The following is a 16314-nucleotide window of genomic DNA, read 5'->3' as shown; positions in this document are numbered from 1 at the left end:
CATTGGGATGCTCCGCGACGCCGTCGCACCCCAACCTCGTCCGAGGGGGTACGTCCTTCCGTGGTGACCAGCACAAAGCGCCGCATGCCCGACAGGCGCACCTACGTTCTCGACACCAGCGTCCTGCTGGCCGATCCGAACGCCATGTCCCGATTCGACGAGCACGAAGTCGTGCTCCCGATCGTCGTGGTCACGGAACTGGAGGCCAAACGGCACCACCCCGAACTCGGGTACTTCGCCCGGCAGGCCCTGCGCCTGCTGGACGACTTCCGGGTCCGGTACGGCCGGCTGGATGCCCCGATCCCTCTCGGGGATCTGGGCGGGACGCTGCGCGTCGAACTCAACCACTCCGATCCCGGCGTCCTTCCCGCCGGCTACCGGTTGGGGGACAACGACTCACGGATTCTCGCGGTCGCACGCAATCTCCAGGCCGAGGGGTACGACGTCACGGTCGTCTCCAAGGACCTGCCCCTGCGCATCAAGGCCTCGTCGGTCGGCCTCCTCGCCGAGGAGTACCGGGCGGAACTCGCCATCACCGACTCCGGCTGGACCGGGATGTCCGAGCTGTCCCTCCCCGCCGAACAGGTGGACCTGCTCTTCGCCGAGGAGACGCTGTACGTCCCCGAGGCCGCCGAGCTGCCCGTGCACACCGGCCTGGTCCTCCAGTCCGAACGGGGCAAGGCGCTCGGCCGGGTGACACCCGAGGGCAATGTCCGGCTCGTCCGGGGCGACCGGGAGGCCTTCGGCATCCACGGCCGCAGCGCCGAGCAGCGCATCGCCCTGGAACTGCTCCTGGACCAGGACGTCGGCATCGTGTCGCTGGGCGGCAGGGCCGGCACCGGGAAGTCGGCGCTGGCGCTCTGCGCGGGCCTCGAAGCGGTGTTGGAGCGCGGACAGCACAAGAAGGTGATGGTCTTCCGTCCGCTGTACGCGGTCGGCGGGCAGGAGCTCGGCTATCTCCCCGGCAGCGAGGCCGAGAAGATGAGCCCCTGGGCCCAGGCCGTCTTCGACACCCTGTCGGCCGTCTCCGGCCGCGAGGTGATCGAGGAGGTGCTGGGGCGCGGCATGCTGGAGATCCTGCCGCTCACCCACATCAGGGGCCGGTCCCTCCACGATGCCTTCGTGATCGTCGACGAGGCCCAGTCGCTCGAACGGAACGTCCTGCTGACCGTGTTGTCCAGAATCGGGGCAAATTCCCGAGTGGTGCTCACGCATGACGTGGCCCAGCGGGACAACCTCCGGGTCGGCCGGTACGACGGTGTGGTCGCCGTCGTCGAGAAGCTGAAGGGGCATCCGCTCTTCGCGCATGTGACGCTCACGCGTTCGGAGCGTTCCCGTATCGCCGCACTGGTGACCGAAATGCTGGAGGAAGGCCAGATCTGATACGGCTTGGGACAGTTGATGCCGCCCGGCGAGCGAAGGAGCTTAGCCGGGCGGCATCGTGTTGCGGCACCATTTCCGTCATTCATGTGCTCCAAACGAGGTGTGAGCTTTCACACGCAACAGAGAATTGCTTCCCGGCGTCCCGTTCCGGCAGAGTCTTGCTTCCGTCAGGCCCCGCATACGGCACACCGGCACCTCCAGAGGTGCCACGCACCACACAACTCAACAACCGCCGTCCGTATGCCGCCCGCGAGCACCACGCGGCGCTCCCCCCGGGGAGTGCCCACCGGGCCCGTGCCTCCCGTGACCCAAGCAGTAGGGAGGCCAGTGTCCAGGGGCACGATTGCGCCCGCGAGGTCACCTAAGCGGGCGATGCTGGAAGGACACCGTGTGAGCCGGATCTCGGTCCGGGGGTTCGCCGTGGCATCAGCCACAGCGGTAACCACCGTTGGCGCCGTCGTAGGCGTTGCAGCAGGCAGCACTCCCGCTGCTGATGACAACAACTTCGAGGCGACCGCAGCCGACACCACGCTGCTCGCAGACATCCCCGCGGGCCAGCAGGCCCAGGTGCAGACCGCGTCGCTGACGCAGCAGGCCGACGCCCAGGCGTCCGCGGCCGACGCGTCCGCGAAGAAGTCCGCCGAGGAATCAGCCCGTGTGCAGGCAGCCAAGGACGCCAAGTCCAAGAAGGCGGCGGCCGAGGACAGGCTGGAGCAGGAGCGCAAGGAGAAGGCGGAGCGCGCCGAGCGCGCCAGCCGCTCCGAGGTCCGCAGCGCCACCGCGTTCGCGACCCAGGGCTCGTACAGCGTGGCCGACGTGCAGGCGATGGCTCGTCAGATGATCCCCGGCGACCAGTTCCAGTGCTTCAGCAACATCGTGAACCACGAGTCGAGCTGGAACTACCGGGCGAGCAACCCGTCCTCCGGTGCCTACGGCCTCGTCCAGGCGCTGCCCGGCTCGAAGATGGCTTCCGCCGGTGCCGACTGGCAGACCAACCCGGCCACCCAGATCAAGTGGGGCCTGAACTACATGGACAGCCGCTACGGCAGCCCGTGCGGTGCCTGGTCCTTCTGGCAGGCCAACCACTGGTACTAGAACCTTCCGAGGTTCGGATCTCAACCTCACGGAGCCCCTCACCGTCCTACGGTGGGGGGCTTCGCGCGTGTACGGTCGGGCGGAACCGTTCCCGGGGGGAGCGGTGGGGAGAACGGACGGGGGTAGAGGAACCGTTATGTCGAAACTGCCGGGGTGGCTCGGACAACTGGGTGGCGAACTGACCAGGCTGGGTGAGCGCCTGGACGAACGGCGGGCCGAATCGGCGGCCGAGGACGACGCGGCCGCGCGCGAGGAGACGCCTGTGACGGCCGCGCCGAAGGCGAGGGCCGGGAAGGCCGCCGCCGAGACCGACCACGTCCCGCCACCGCCCGCGTACGCCCCCTCCGTCTCCGCGCGCCCCGACCCGGTCGCGGCCATCCCCTGGGGGATGCGGGTCGCGGCCGAGGCGGGCTGGCGGCTGCTGGTGCTCGCCGGAACCCTCTGGGTGCTCATGCGGGTCATCAGCGCGGTGCAGCTGGTGGTGCTGGCGTTCGTCGCCGCGCTGCTCGTCACCGCGATGCTCCAGCCGACCGTCGCCCGGCTGAAGCGGTACGGGCTGCCACGCGGCCTGGCCACCGCGGTCACGGCGATCCTGGGCTTCGTCATCATGGGCCTGGTCGGCTGGTTCGTGGTCTGGCAGGTCATGGACAACATCGACACCCTCTCCGACAAGGTGCGGACGGGTATCGACGACCTGAAGAACTGGCTGCTGGACAGCCCGTTCCATGTGACCGACAAACAGATCAACGACATAGCGAAGAACCTCAGCGACACCGTCGGCACCAACACGGAGGCGATCACCTCCGCCGGACTGCAGGGCGTCACCGTGATGGTGGAGCTTCTCACCGGGATGCTGCTGGCGATGTTCTCCACGCTCTTCCTGCTGTACGACGGCAAGCGCATCTGGCACTGGGTGCTCAGGCTCGTCCCCGCGCAGGCCCGGCCGGGCGTCGCGGGCGCCGGCCCCCGGGCCTGGCGGACGCTGACCGCCTATGTGCGCGGCACCGTGATAGTCGCCCTGATCGACGCCATCTTCATCGGCCTCGGCATCTTCTTCCTCGATGTGCCGATGGCGGTTCCGCTGGCCGTCTTCATCTTCCTGTTCGCCTTCATCCCGCTCGTCGGGGCCGTGGTCTCCGGGGCGCTGGCGGTGGTCGTCGCACTCGTCACCCAGGGCGTGTTCACGGCACTGATGGTGCTGGCCGTGGTGCTCGCGGTGCAGCAGATCGAGGGCCACATCCTGCAGCCGTTCATCCTGGGCCGCGCGGTGCGGGTGCATCCGCTGGCCGTGGTGCTCTCGGTCGCCGCGGGCGGCATGATCGCCGGCATCGGGGGCGCCGTCGTCGCGGTCCCGCTGGTCGCGGTGACCAACACGGTGGTCGGCTATCTGCGGACGTACGGGCAGGAGGAGTCCCGCCGTCACTCGCCGCCCCCGCACGGCTCGACGTCACTGGACGCGGCGCCCAGGCCGGCCCCCGGCTCGCCGCCGGAGGACTTCGACGACGGCAGTGACGAGGAGCCGGTGGCGGACACGGACACGGCCGCTCCGAAGACACCCTGAGCGGGCGCACGGACGGAGACAGAAGAAGGGCCCCCCGGACGGTCGGTCGTCCGGGGGGCCCTTCTCGTATCCGGGGTACTACTCGGCGAGGACGGCCTCGGCTTCGAGGGTCACGCCGACCGCCTGGATCACCGAGGCGATCTTGACGGCTTCCTGAATGGTCTCACGGTCCACGCCGGCCTTGCGCAGCACCTGCTCGTGGGAGTCCAGGCACTGGCCGCAGCCGTTGATCGCGGAGACGGCGAGCGACCACAGCTCGAAGTCGATCTTCTCCACGCCCGGCTTGCCGATCACGTTCATCCGCAGGCCGGCCCGGAGGTTGCCGTACTCGGGGTCCGACAGCAGGTGCCGGGTCCGGTAGAACACGTTGTTCATCGCCATGATGGCGGCGGCCGACTTCGCGGCGGTGTACGCCTCCGCGGAGAGGTTGGCCTTCGCCTCCGGCTCCAGCTCGCGCAGCACCTTCGGCGAGCGCGAGGCGATCGCGCAGGCGAGTACGGTGCCCCACAGCTGCTGCTGCGGGAGCTCACTGTTGCCGATGACCGAGCCGAGGTTCAGCTTCAGGTCCTTGGCGAAGTCCGGAACGGCGGCCTTCAGTTCGTCGAGTGCCATGTCGGTGTCAGCTCACTCGCCCGAGAGGAGCGCGACCGGGTCCAGGGTGTTCTCGCCCTTGGTCCAGTTGCAGGGGCACAGCTCGTCGGTCTGCAGGGCGTCGAGGACCCGCAGGACCTCCTTGGGGTTACGGCCCACGGAACCGGCGGTCACCATCGTGAACTGGATCTCGTTGTTCTGGTCGACGATGAAGACGGCGCGCTGGGCGAAGCCGTCCTCGCCCTCGATGCCGAGGTCACGCATGAGCTCGTGCTTCGAGTCGGCCAGCATCGGGAAGGGCAGGTCGGTCAGGTCCGGGTGGTCCTTGCGCCAGGCGTGGTGCACGAACTCGGAGTCACCGGAGAAGCCGAGGACCTGCGCGTCACGGTCGGCGAACTCCTCGTTCAGCTTGCCGAACGCGGCGATCTCGGTGGGGCACACGAAGGTGAAGTCCTTGGGCCACGCGAAAACGACCTTCCACTGACCCTCGTAGGTCTTGTGGTTGATCTGCTCGAACTCCTTGCCGCTCTCCAGCGAAACACAAGCGGTCAGGTCGAACTCGGGGAACTTGTCACCGACAGTGAGCACGCGCTCTCCTTGCAGCGTAGGAATTCCCTTTTTGGGGGAGTTCCTGAGGGTTGGACGGTGTCCACCTTGGCACAGAGTGCATTGATCGCGGAAATAGCTACACTCGGTCGTGATGATCGGAGGTGCCTATCAGTGGCCCAGAGTAATCAGGGCATCAGGCCCAAACAGCCCAGCCTCTCGCAGCTGCGCGCCTTCGCGGCCGTGGCGGAGTATCTGCACTTCCGGGACGCGGCGGCCGCAATCGGGATGAGTCAGCCCGCGCTCTCCGGTGCCGTGTCGGCGCTGGAGGAGGCACTGGGTGTCCAGCTCATCGAGCGTACGACGCGCAAGGTACTGCTCTCGCCCGCCGGGGAGCGGCTCGCGGTGCGGGCGCGGGCCGTGCTGCATGCCGTGGGGGAGCTGATGGAGGAGGCCGAGGCGGTCCGCGCACCCTTCACCGGGGTGCTGCGGCTCGGGGTGATCCCGACCGTCGCCCCGTATCTGCTGCCGACCGTGCTGCGGCTGGTCCACGACCGCTACCCGGAGCTCGACCTCCAGGTGCACGAGGAACAGACCTCCTCGCTGCTGGACGGACTCGCCGCGGGGCGGCTGGACCTGCTGCTGCTCGCCGTGCCGCTCGGGGTGCCGGGCGTGACGGAACTCCCGCTCTTCGACGAGGACTTCGTGCTCGTCATGGAACGCGACCACTGGCTCGGCGGACGGCAGGACATCCCGCGCGAGGCGCTGCGGGAGCTGCCGCTGCTGCTGCTCGACGAGGGGCACTGCCTGCGCGACCAGGCGCTCGACATCTGCCGTGAGGCGGGGCGTACCGAGGGCGCGCCGGTGACCACGACCGCGGCCGGGCTCTCCACGCTGGTGCAGCTGGTGGCCGGGGGCCTCGGGGTGACGCTGCTGCCGCGGACCGCGGTGACCGTCGAGACCGCCCGCAACGAGGCGCTGAGCACCGGGTACTTCGCGGAACCGGCCCCCGCGCGGCGGGTGGCGCTGGGGATGCGGACGGGGGCGGCCCGGCACGAGGAGTTCGAGGAGTTCGCGGCGGCACTGCGTGGGGCGATGGAGGCGCTGCCGGTACGCGTGGCGACGGCCGGCCGGACCTGAACCACGGTCCGGCCGGCCGTCGGACCGGCCTACTCGCTGCGCAGCCCGTCGGGGCGCATCAGGCGCCACAGCACGGGCAGCGAGAGCAGGGTGACCAGCAGGATGAGCGAGGCGCCCGCCCCCGCCAGCGGCAGGAACAGCCACCAGCCGGCCACCGGTTTGCTGACCATCCAGCACAGCGTGGCCCCGAGCGCGAGCCCGCCCGCCACCGCCACCGCGAGCCCGATGACCACCGGGATCGCGGTCTGCCACAGCACCGACCAGCCGAGGGTGACCCGGCGGGTGCCGAAGGCGACCAGGACCGACAGCAGTCGCTTGCGCTCCCGCAGTTGCTCCAGCTGGGAGACGAGCATGGACGCGGCGATCAGCAGCAGGGTGGCGGTCGCGCCGACCTGGAGACCGGTCTGGATGCTCGCGTACTGCCGGTCGCGCTCGACCGAGTTGAGGGTGACCAGGCGCATTCCGGGATCGATCCGGGCCGCCGTGTTGCGTACGTACTCGGCGGCGTCCGGAACGTTCTCGTCGATGCGGATCTGCGAGACGGTCTCGGCTCCGGGCAGGGTCCGGGCGTCGATCGCCCCCGGCGTGACCAGGATGCCCGAGTGCTCCTCGCCGTACGGGTCGGTCCGGGCCGCGACGGTCCGGGAGCCGGCCGGCAGCGTCCAGCGCAGCGGTTTGCCGGGGCCGTAGGAGTCGAACTCGATCACCTCGCCCTTGCGGGCGGTCGCGTCGACCCAATCGGCCTGTCCCTTGTCCTCGGGGTGCGAGACGAAGGTGTCGCCGTCCCGGCAGGACGTGATCCGGGCGAGCTCGCGCAGGGTCGCGCAGTCGCCGACGGTGAACGAGGTGGTGGGCTGGATCTCGTCGTCCGTGTACTTTCCCGGCTTGGTCGCGTAGGCCTCGACCGTGCCGATGACCTGGGTGACACCCTTGGTGGCACGGAACTCCTTGATCGTGTGCAGGGCGGCGTCGCCCCGGACGATCTCGGAGTGGCTGTAGAACTGGGCGCGGGACGGGTCCTGGTTGGTGATCCTGTTGAAGTCGTCGTTCATCGCGGCGAACAGCATCTGCAGGGCCACCGCACCGGCCACGGCGACGGTGACGCCGCTGACCGCGCGGGAGGCCGCCCCGCTGCTCAGCTGGAGCCGGCGGGTGGCCAGCTGCCAGGGCACCGGGCCGCCGCGCAGCCGCCCGACACAGGCCTCGACCAGCCAGGGCAGGAGCAGGGCCAGTCCGACGAGGACGAGTACCGCGCCTCCGGCGACCGGATACGGGTTGACGACGCTGTACTCGTCGATCCTGCCGCCGAGTCCGAAGACCGCGAGTCCGGCGACCGGCAGCAGCAGACGCCACCAGAGGCGGCGCCCCCGGTCGCGGCCGTTGCGTACGACGCCGAGCGGCTCGATGACCACGGAGCGCATCGCCGCCAGGGTGACGAGCACCGCGGTGAGCGGAACGGCGAGGGCGATCAGGACGCAGAGCCGGGCGTCGGGGGCCAGGTCGGCGGGGAAGGCGCTGACGTCCCAGATCTCGACGAGGCCGGCGAACCGGCGCCCCGTCAGGAACACGGCCAGTCCGATGACGAGACCGAGCACCGCGCCGAAGAGTGCCTCACCGGCCGCGATCCGGCGGGTCATCCGGATGTCCGTACCGACCAGGCGCAGGGCGGCGAGCCGACGGTCGCGGCGGTCGCCGCCGAAGCGTACGGCGGTGGCGATGAAGATGGCCACGGGGGCCAGCAGCACCACGCAGACCATGATGATCAGCACGATGAGCAGCGGTGACAGCGGATCGGTCGGGCCGGGCTCGCCGTATCCGGCGATCCGGTGGCCGCCCGACGCGCTGGTCAGGGTGTCGCTGCCGACGTAGAACCAGAGTTCGCCGGGCGAGCGCAGTCCCGCGTCCGAGATCGTGCCGGTCACCTTGTAGGGCAGGCGCTCCCTGAGCAGCTCGTTGTCGGGGGAGTCGAGGATCTTCTTGAGAGCGGGTGAGACCACCATCTCGCCGGGGGCGGGGAAGGAGCCGATGCCCGGGGGGATGACCGGGTGGTCGCCGTCCGCGCGCATCAGGAAGCCCGTGATGGAGCGGTCGTGGTACTCGGTGCTCGCCTCTATGCGCAGGACCGTGCTGTCGGACTTCTTCGCGGAGGCGTCGGGGGATTCCGAGATCTTGCTCTCGGAGCGGGCCTGGTCGCGGGCGGACCGCTCGTCGAGCATGTGCGGAACGGAGGCGGCGGTGAGCAGCAGCGCCACGCCCAGGCCCACGCCGACCGCGGTGAGCAGCGTGCGGATCCAGCCCTCGCGGCCGCCGCCGGCGGCGAACCGGATGCCGAGTCCGAGGTCGCGCAGCCAGGAGGCGGCACGCGACGGGGGTTCGGGAGGATGCGCCGGGCCGGCCGCCGGGGTCCGCTTCTGGTCGAGCAGGGTCATACGGCGTGCTCCAGGTCGCGGGCCCGGCCGTCGCGGACGGTGATGTCGCGGTCGGAGTAGGCGGCGACGCGGGCCTCGTGGGTCACGAGCACCACGGCGACGTGGGAGGAACGGGCCGCGTCGGTGAGCAGTTGCATGACGCGCTCGCCGTTGAGCGAGTCCAGGGCGCCGGTCGGCTCGTCGGCGAAGATCACCTTCGGGGACGCGGCCAGGGCCCGGGCCACGGCGACGCGCTGGCCCTGGCCTCCGGACACCTCGCCGGGACGCTTGGCGCCGATGTCGTCGACCTCCAGGCGCTCCATCCACTCCAGGGCGATGCGCTCGGCGGCCTTGCGGCGGGTGCCGTTCAGCCGCATCGGCAGGGCGACGTTCTCCACGCAGGTCAGCTCCGGGACGAGCTGGCCGAACTGGAAGACGAAGCCGAACTCGCTGCGGCGCAGGGCGCTGCGCTCGGCGTCGGACATCGTGGAGAGCTCGCGTCCGGCGTAGGTGATGCTGCCGGAGTCCGGGGTGATGATGCCGGCGAGGCAGTGCAGCAGGGTGGACTTGCCGGAGCCGGAGGGGCCCATCACGGCGACGACCTCGCCGGGGTGGACGGAGAACGAGGCGCCGTCGAGTGCGGGGGTCGGCCCGTAGGCCTTGTGCAGATCGTGGGCGGCGAGCAGGGAGCCGGCGGGAATCACGGGGCCACCACCTTCGCGAGCTGGCCGAGTCGCGCGGCGGTGAGCTCCAGCCAGCGCAGATCGGCTTCGAGATGGAACAGGGCGTGGTCGCAGATCAGCTGGTCGGCGAGGTCGCCCCGGCGCTTGCGGTCGGTGAGGATACGCATCATGCGCAGGTGCTCGGAGCGCTGGGCGTCCAGCACGTCGGCGGCGCTGCGGCCGGTCAGCATGGCCAGGACGACCTTGGTGTACAGGGTCGACTGGAGGTACGGCTCCGGCTTCTCGGGCTGCGCGAGCCAGGCGGCGACGTCGGTGATCCCGGCGTCGGTGATGGCGTAGCGCTTGCGTTCCGGGCCGCCGTCGCTCTCCACGCCGTCGACCTCGACGAGGCCGTTCTTGAGGAGGCGGGACATCGTCGAGTAGACCTGTCCGTAGTGCAGGGGACGGTCGTGCCCGAACTTCTCGTCGAAGGTCCGTTTGAGGTCGTAGCCGTGACGGGGGCCGGACTCCAGGAGCCCGAGCAGGGTGTGGCCGATAGACATACCGAGGACTGTACACGGTGTGTATACCTGGTGTGTATACCGGTCGGCGGGGCGACGGGGCAGTGGCCGGGGCCGCGGCGGGGCCGGCGGATCACTCCGCCTCCGGCGCCTCCGGTGCCTTCGGGGGGCGCCCGCGGCGCGGGATCGGCGCCGCGCCGCCGGGCAGCCGGCCCGCCTCGGCGAGCGCCCGCCGCAGCAGGAACTCGATCTGCGCGTTCGCGCTGCGCAGCTCGTCCGAGGCCCAGCGTGCCAGCGCGTCGTGCACGGCGGGATCCAGCCGCAGCAGCATCTGCTTGCGCTGCTGCGGCCCGGACTGCGGCGCGCGGCGCCGCGGGGTCTGATCCGTCACTGGTAGAGCGTGCCCGTGTTGAGGACCGGCTGCACCGCGCGGTCGCCGCACAGCACCACCATCAGATTGCTGACCATGGCCGCCTTCCGCTCGGGGTCGAGCTCGACGAGGTCCTGCTCGGTGATCCGGGTGACCGCCATCTCGACCATGCCGACCGCTCCCTCGACGATCAGCTGCCGGGCCGCGACCACCGCTCCGGCCTGCTGGCGCTGAAGCATCGCGGAGGCGATCTCGGGGGCGTACGCGAGGTGGCTGAAGCGGGACTCGATGATCCGTACGCCCGCCGCCCTGACCCGTGCCGTGAGTTCCACGGCCAGCTTCTCGGTGATCTCCTCGGCGTTGCCCCGGAGCGACAGGCCGCCCTCGTCGTGGGCGTCGTACGGGTACTCGATCGCGATGTGCCGCACCGCGGCCTCGGTCTGGGTGGCGACGAACTCGAGGAAGTCGTCGACCTCGAAGAGCGCCTGTGCGGTGTCCTCGACCTTCCAGACGACGATCGCGGCGAGCTCGATCGGGTTGCCGTAGGCGTCGTTGACCTTGAGGACCGCGGTCTCGTGGTTGCGGACCCGGGTGGAGATCTTGCGGCTGGAGGTCAGCGGGTTGATCCAGCGCAGCCCGTCGGTGCGGATCGTGCCCACGTAACGGCCGAAGAGCTGGATCACCCGCGCCTCGCCCGGTGCGACCATCTTCACACCGCCCATGCAGAAGAACGAGGCGATGACGAGCAGGACGCCCAGGATGCACAGCGGGATGCCGAGGCCGTTGTTCCCGTTCGATCCGATGACGCCGCCGAGGATGGCGAGGCCGACGCCGACGATCACCCCGATCACGGTCAGCAGGAGGCCGAGGCCGCCGGCGATGCTGTGCGCCCTCGTCTCGCGGACCTGCGGTTCCGGCATCTCCGGAGCGTCCGGAGTGAGGTCGGCCCGCGGTTCGGCCGAGGCGTTCGTGTTGAGCGGTTCAGTCATGGAATCCCCCGTTTCGACTGGCTAGCCGTGCGCTAGCAATGTGATTACACATTAACGGTTGTCGCAACCCTGCGCACCCCTCGTGAGTCGGTTCCCATGGGAACGGGTGCTGATTGTCACGTCCGGAAAGTGCGGGATCGCTCGCTTTTTGACCTTGTGGACGGTGTTAGCTGGCAGGTCCGAGCTGATCCGGTCGAGCAGAGAAACGGGAGCAACACAGCAATGGGTCGAGCGGATGCGCGACGAGCCCAGCGGCGCGGGTCGCGGCGGGCCGGGAAGAGCGGCGGCATACGCGGACTCTTCACCTGGCGGAAACTACTGGGCACGGCCCTCGGTATCTGCCTGCTGGGCATGGGCGCCTTCGCCGTGCTCTACATGATGGTGAGCGTGCCCGAGGGCAACGCCCAGGCCAAGCTGCAGAGCAACATCTACAAGTACTCCGACGGGACCCTGCTGGCCAGGACGGGTGAGGTCAACCGCGAGATCGTGGACCTCGCGCAGGTGCCCAAGGAGGTCCAGATGACCTTCGTCGCCGCCGAGAACAAGTCCTTCTACCAGGACAAGGGCGTCGACTTCAAAGGCACCGCACGCGGCCTGCTGAACACCGTTTCCGGCAAGGGCAAGCAGGGTGGCTCGACCATCACCCAGCAGTACGTCAAGAACTACTACCTCGACCAGGACCAGACGGTCACCCGCAAGCTCAAAGAGCTGGTCATCTCGCTGAAGGTGGACCAGAAGCGGAGCAAGCAGGAGATCCTCGCCGGGTACATCAACACCAGCTACTACGGCCGGGGCGCCTACGGCATCCAGGCCGCGGCGCAGGCGTACTACGGCAAGGACGCCAAGGACCTGAACGTCGCCCAGGGCGCCTACCTCGCCGCCCTGCTCCAGGCACCCAGCCAGTACGACTGGGCCGTCGCCGGCCCGAAGGGGAAGGCGCTCGTCCAGGAGCGCTGGAACTACGTGCTGGACAACATGGTCGAGGAGGAGTGGCTGGACGCCGGCAAGCGCCAGGGCCTGAAGTTCCCGATTCCGCAGGATCCCAAGCCGCTGAACGGGGTCGCGGGACAGAAGGGCTACATCGTCGAAGCGGCCCGCAAGGCGGTGCTGGAGGAGACCGGCCTCAGCAGCGACCAGTTCGACCTCGGCGGCTGGACGATCACCGTCAACATCGACAAGAAGAAGCAGCAGGCGCTGGAGAAGTCGGTCGAGACGAAGCTCATCGACAACCTGGACACGAAGAAGCGCAAGCTCGACCAGGACATCCAGGCCGGTGCCGTCTCGGTGGACCCGAAGACGGGTGCGGTGCTCGCGCTGTACGGCGGACGGGGCCAGAACGAGCACTGGACGTCGAACGCCACCCGCCCCGACTACCAGCCCGCTTCCACCTTCAAGCCGGTCATTCTCGCGGCGGCCCTCGACCAGGAGTCGGTGACGCAGGAAGGCCGGGAGATCACCGCCAACACCCGCTACGACGGCACCAGCGAGCGGCCGGTCGTGGGGAGTGACGTCGCCTTCGCGCCGGAGAACGAGGACGACCAGAACTACGGCAGCGTCACCGTCCAGACCGCGATGAACAAGTCCATCAACTCCGTCTTCGCGCAGATGGGCGTGGACGTCGGCATGGACCAGGTACTGAAGACCGCCGGCGAGCTCGGCATGGACGTGAAGGATCTGGACCAGGGCCCCGCGCAGACGCTCGGCTCCATGGGCGCGAGCCCGATGGCCATGGCCGGCGTCTACGCCACGCTCGACAACCACGGCAAGAAGGTCACCCCCCAGATCGTGAAGTCGGCGGTGCACCAGGGCGAGGACCCGGTGCAGATGCCCGACGCGATCGGCGACCAGGTGATCAGCCGCCAGGCCGCGGACTCCGTGACCTCGGTGCTGACCGGAGTGGTCGACGACGGTACGGCCCAGGGCTCGGTGCGTAACGCCGAGGGGCTGGCCGACCAGGACATCGCGGGCAAGACCGGTACCTCGGACGACAACAAGTCGGCCTGGTTCACCGGCTACACCCCCGACCTCGTCACCTCGGTCGGCCTGTTCGGAGAAGCGGCCTACCCGCGTACCGACGACGACGGCAAGAAGATCCAGAAGGGTGCGCAGGTGACCCTGAAGGGCGCCGGCGGGGGCGGCCGCGTCAACGGTGGCGGCTTCCCGGCCCGGATCTGGGCGGACTTCACCGCGAAGGCCATGGGCGAACCGAGCGAGTTCGTGCTCGACACCGACATGGGCGCCGCGGTCACCCCGCCGCCGGACACCAGCTCCCCGAGCGCGACCACATCGCCCTCCGACGAGGCCTCGCCCTCCGACGAGCCGACCACCCAGGCACCGACGACCACACCGCCCGCCACGACCGAACCGCCGGAGACCACTCCGCCGCCCACCCCGACCGGGGACCCGACGACGGATCCGCCGACCGATCCGTCGACCGACCCGGGCCCGTCGGACAGTGCCGGACTCCCGCTCGACCCGGGAGGCAACAACCGGCCGGACAACGACAACGCCGTGACGCGCTGACGCGGCTGGTCGCCGGAACGGGCGGTGTGCGAGGGGGATCCCCCTCGCACACCGCCCGTTCCCGTGGTCCGGGACCGTGGGGCCCGTGAATCAGCCGCGATGGGTGTCCGGGTACGAGAAGGGCGGCGGACCGACGGTCCTGGACTGGTACTTCACCCAGATCCGCTCGCCGCCCGCGGTGACCCGCACAGAGGTGTGCGAGCTGAAACCGTTCATGCTGCGGCATGTCTTCGGGGTGCCCCGGCCACCCATCGGCCACGTCACCCGGAAGACGCCGTACGCGCCCGAGCGCTTGGGACACCCTCGGTGACCAGGGCTTCGGCGGCCCCGGTCACTGCCCCCGGGTGGGCATCTCGAACCAGACCACCTTGCCGGTCGACAGACGCGTCGCGCCCCACCGCCGGGCCAGCCGGTTCACCAGGAACAGACCGCGGCCGCCCTCGTCCATGTCGCGTGCCCGGCGCTGCCGGGGCAGCTGCGGGGCGTCGTCGCCGACCTCGCACCGCAGGATGTCGGTCCGCAGCAGCCGCAGGGTCACCGGCCGCTCCGCATACCGCACGGCGTTGGTCACCACCTCGCTGACCAGGAGCTCCACCGAGTCCGCGATGTCGTCGAGCCCCCACCGGCTGAGCGCCCGGCGGGCCAGCCTGCGGGCCTTGCCCGGGGCGGAGTCCTCCGGTTCCAGGAACCAGTACGCCACGTCGCTCGGCGCGATCCCGTCGAAGCGGGCGGCGAGCAGCGCGATGTCGTCGTCCCGGTCGCCCGGGCCGAGCATGTCCAGCACGTCGTCGCAGAGGGCCTCCAGCGGCGGCGAGTGGTCCGGGCCGGTCAGCCGGGCGGTGGCGGCGAGCCGCTCGCGCAGCTGCTCGATGCCCGTCCAGACGTCCCGCAGCCGCGACTCGACGAGCCCGTCGGTGTAGAGGAGCAGGGTGGCGCCCGCGGGCGCGTCCAGCTCGACGGCCTCGAAGTCCACACCGCCGACACCGATCGGGGCGCCCGGCGGCACCTTCAGTACCTCGGCCCGGCCGCCGAGGTGGAGCAGGACGGGCGGCGGGTGGCCGGCGTTGGCGATGGTGATGCGGTGCGCGACCGGGTCGTACACCGCGTACAGGCAGGTCGCCATGCGGTCGCTGCCGAGCCGCTGGGCCTGCTCGTCCAGGTGGTGCAGGACCTCCTGCGGGGGCAGGTCGAGCCCCGCGAGGGTCTGGGCCGTGGTGCGCAGCTGGCCCATGATCGCCGCGGAGGTCATCGAGTGGCCCATGACGTCGCCGACGACCAGGGCGACCCGGCTGCCGGGCAGCGGGATCGCGTCGTACCAGTCGCCGCCGACCCGGGCGGTCTCGGCGGCGGGGAGGTAGCGGGAGGCGAGCCGGACGCCGGTGGGCTGGGGGAGCGAGTCGGGCAGCATGGTGCGCTGCAGCTCGTCGGCGATGTACGCCTCGCGGCCGTACAGCACGGCCTTGTCGATGCCGAGCGCGGTGTGCGTCGCCAGCTGGGCCGCGACCAGCAGGTCGTTGGCCTCGAAGGGCGGGCGCTCGGTGCCGCGCAGGAACACCGCCGCGCCGATCACCCGGCGCCGGCCGCGCAGCGGGGCCAGGATCGCCCGGTGGCCGGACGGCACCACGCGGTCCGCGCCGAGCAGTTCGGGCAGCGCGACCCGGGCCGCGGCGGAGTCGCCGAACACCGGACGCACCCCGCGCAGCACCTCGGCCAGCGCGCCGCCCGCCAGGACCTCGCACAGTTCGGAGGCGGGCGTCAGATCGGCCTGCGGGTCGACGGCGGGCAGCCGCAGCCGCTCGGTCTCCGACAGGTTCTCGGTGTCCTCGTCGCTCAGCCGCAGCCGGTCGGAGCGGCGCAGCCGCAGCACGAAGGGGTTGACGGGCCGCTCGTCGCCGACCGGCAGCGGGTCGCGGAGGTAGACGAGTATGGCGTCGGAGAACGTCGGCACACTGGCCCGGCAGAGCCCCAGCACGATCTCGTCCAGGTCTATCCCGCGGGCGATCCGCCTGGTCGCGGCCCCGACGAAGCGCAGCCGGTCGCCCTCACGACGGGATGCTGCCTGCGGGTCGGGGCCGGCCGCGGGGCCCGTACCGGCCGCGGCCGGGTTCGGGCCCTTGGCCGGTGCCGGGATCGCCGCGGTGGCAGGGGCCGACGCCGACGCGGCGTCACGCTGCCGCGGCCGGGTGCGTTCCTGCGACCGGGCGGCGAGAGGCTGCCGGCCTTCGTGGGAGGTGGGATGCTCCGTCACGCGTGGGGTTCCGTCCGTCCGGGCCGGTTGTATGAGGCAATCACCTCGTGGAGCGCTACTGTGCCCCGGCATGAGCGGCAATCACAACGGCTGACATCTCGTGCCCCGGAACACGGGGCCGAAACCGGATGCCCGCGCGGGGCGTCGGTGACAACGTTTCCGGCGCCGGGGCGGCGGACAGCGAGCACGTCTCCACCCCCTCGTCGTGGCTCATGCGATGCGGACAACTCGTGCGACTCGCACGACTCGTACCACTGATGCGGTTCATGAAGTGTGC

14 protein-coding genes are annotated in these 16314 nt (G+C 70.4%); 5 read left to right on the top strand and 9 right to left on the bottom strand.

Annotated features, from left to right (window positions below):
* Window positions 1-60: 60 nt before the first annotated feature.
* The 3 genes from OG959_RS12680 (at window position 61) to OG959_RS12670 (ending at window position 4039) form a co-directional block, all read left to right on the top strand.
* Window positions 61-1383, top strand: a complete 1323-nt coding sequence (locus OG959_RS12680) for a PhoH family protein (protein WP_326658264.1) — start codon at window positions 61-63, stop codon at window positions 1381-1383.
* A 390-nt stretch (window positions 1384-1773) separates the two neighbouring features.
* On the top strand, window positions 1774-2478 hold the full coding sequence (locus OG959_RS12675) for a transglycosylase SLT domain-containing protein (protein WP_326658263.1): 705 nt from the start codon (window positions 1774-1776) through the stop codon (window positions 2476-2478).
* Window positions 2479-2614: 136 nt separating this feature from the next.
* Window positions 2615-4039 carry an AI-2E family transporter gene (locus OG959_RS12670; protein WP_326658262.1) on the top strand — a complete coding sequence of 475 codons (1425 nt, stop codon included), beginning with the start codon at window positions 2615-2617 and terminating at the stop codon, window positions 4037-4039.
* Between the two features lie 78 nt (window positions 4040-4117).
* Here the strand turns inward: OG959_RS12670 and OG959_RS12665 are convergent, their stop codons facing one another.
* Together OG959_RS12665 and OG959_RS12660 are read right to left on the bottom strand one after the other, a co-directional pair.
* A complete protein-coding gene (locus OG959_RS12665; RefSeq protein ID WP_326658261.1) occupies window positions 4118-4651 on the bottom strand; it encodes an alkyl hydroperoxide reductase in 534 nt (177 codons plus the stop codon).
* Between the two features lie 12 nt (window positions 4652-4663).
* Window positions 4664-5218: a peroxiredoxin gene (locus tag OG959_RS12660; RefSeq protein ID WP_219571577.1), complete on the bottom strand. Its 555-nt coding sequence runs from the start codon at window positions 5216-5218 to the stop codon at window positions 4664-4666.
* A 132-nt stretch (window positions 5219-5350) separates the two neighbouring features.
* On the opposite strand from OG959_RS12660, the gene OG959_RS12655 reads away from it, so the two are divergent.
* Window positions 5351-6316, top strand: a complete 966-nt coding sequence (locus OG959_RS12655; protein WP_326658260.1) for a hydrogen peroxide-inducible genes activator — start codon at window positions 5351-5353, stop codon at window positions 6314-6316.
* A gap of 29 nt (window positions 6317-6345) precedes the next feature.
* Here the strand turns inward: OG959_RS12655 and OG959_RS12650 are convergent, their stop codons facing one another.
* The 5 genes from OG959_RS12650 to OG959_RS12630 all read right to left on the bottom strand — a co-directional run bounded on the left by OG959_RS12650 (window position 6346) and on the right by OG959_RS12630 (window position 11266).
* Complete coding sequence (locus OG959_RS12650; protein WP_326658259.1) at window positions 6346-8745, bottom strand: ABC transporter permease; 2400 nt, start codon at window positions 8743-8745, stop codon at window positions 6346-6348.
* Window positions 8742-9428 carry an ABC transporter ATP-binding protein gene (locus OG959_RS12645; protein ID WP_326658258.1) on the bottom strand — a complete coding sequence of 229 codons (687 nt, stop codon included), beginning with the start codon at window positions 9426-9428 and terminating at the stop codon, window positions 8742-8744. Before OG959_RS12645 ends, OG959_RS12650 begins: the two co-directional genes overlap by 4 nt.
* On the bottom strand, window positions 9425-9949 hold the full coding sequence (locus OG959_RS12640) for a PadR family transcriptional regulator (RefSeq protein ID WP_326658257.1): 525 nt from the start codon (window positions 9947-9949) through the stop codon (window positions 9425-9427). Before OG959_RS12640 ends, OG959_RS12645 begins: the two co-directional genes overlap by 4 nt.
* A gap of 91 nt (window positions 9950-10040) precedes the next feature.
* A complete protein-coding gene (locus tag OG959_RS12635; protein WP_219571582.1) occupies window positions 10041-10298 on the bottom strand; it encodes a hypothetical protein in 258 nt (85 codons plus the stop codon).
* The gene (locus OG959_RS12630) at window positions 10295-11266 is read right to left on the bottom strand and encodes an SPFH domain-containing protein (RefSeq protein WP_326658256.1); all 972 of its coding nucleotides are present in this window, start codon (window positions 11264-11266) and stop codon (window positions 10295-10297) included. Before OG959_RS12630 ends, OG959_RS12635 begins: the two co-directional genes overlap by 4 nt.
* A gap of 222 nt (window positions 11267-11488) precedes the next feature.
* Here OG959_RS12630 and OG959_RS12625 point away from each other — a divergent pair, with 222 nt between their 5' ends.
* Window positions 11489-13789 carry a transglycosylase domain-containing protein gene (locus OG959_RS12625; RefSeq protein ID WP_326658255.1) on the top strand — a complete coding sequence of 767 codons (2301 nt, stop codon included), beginning with the start codon at window positions 11489-11491 and terminating at the stop codon, window positions 13787-13789.
* 90 nt (window positions 13790-13879) lie between these two features.
* On the opposite strand, the gene OG959_RS12620 is transcribed toward OG959_RS12625, so the two are convergent.
* Window positions 13880-14005, bottom strand: coding sequence for a hypothetical protein (locus OG959_RS12620; RefSeq protein WP_326658254.1), 126 nt, complete (start codon window positions 14003-14005; stop codon window positions 13880-13882).
* A gap of 115 nt (window positions 14006-14120) precedes the next feature.
* A complete protein-coding gene (locus tag OG959_RS12615; protein ID WP_326658252.1) occupies window positions 14121-16037 on the bottom strand; it encodes a SpoIIE family protein phosphatase in 1917 nt (638 codons plus the stop codon).
* Between the last annotated feature and the right edge of the window lie 277 nt (window positions 16038-16314).

This window comes from Streptomyces sp. NBC_00385, assembly GCF_035917155.1.
GTDB lineage: Bacteria > Actinomycetota > Actinomycetes > Streptomycetales > Streptomycetaceae > Streptomyces > Streptomyces poriferorum.
This window is presented reverse-complemented; position numbering and strand designations above follow the sequence as displayed.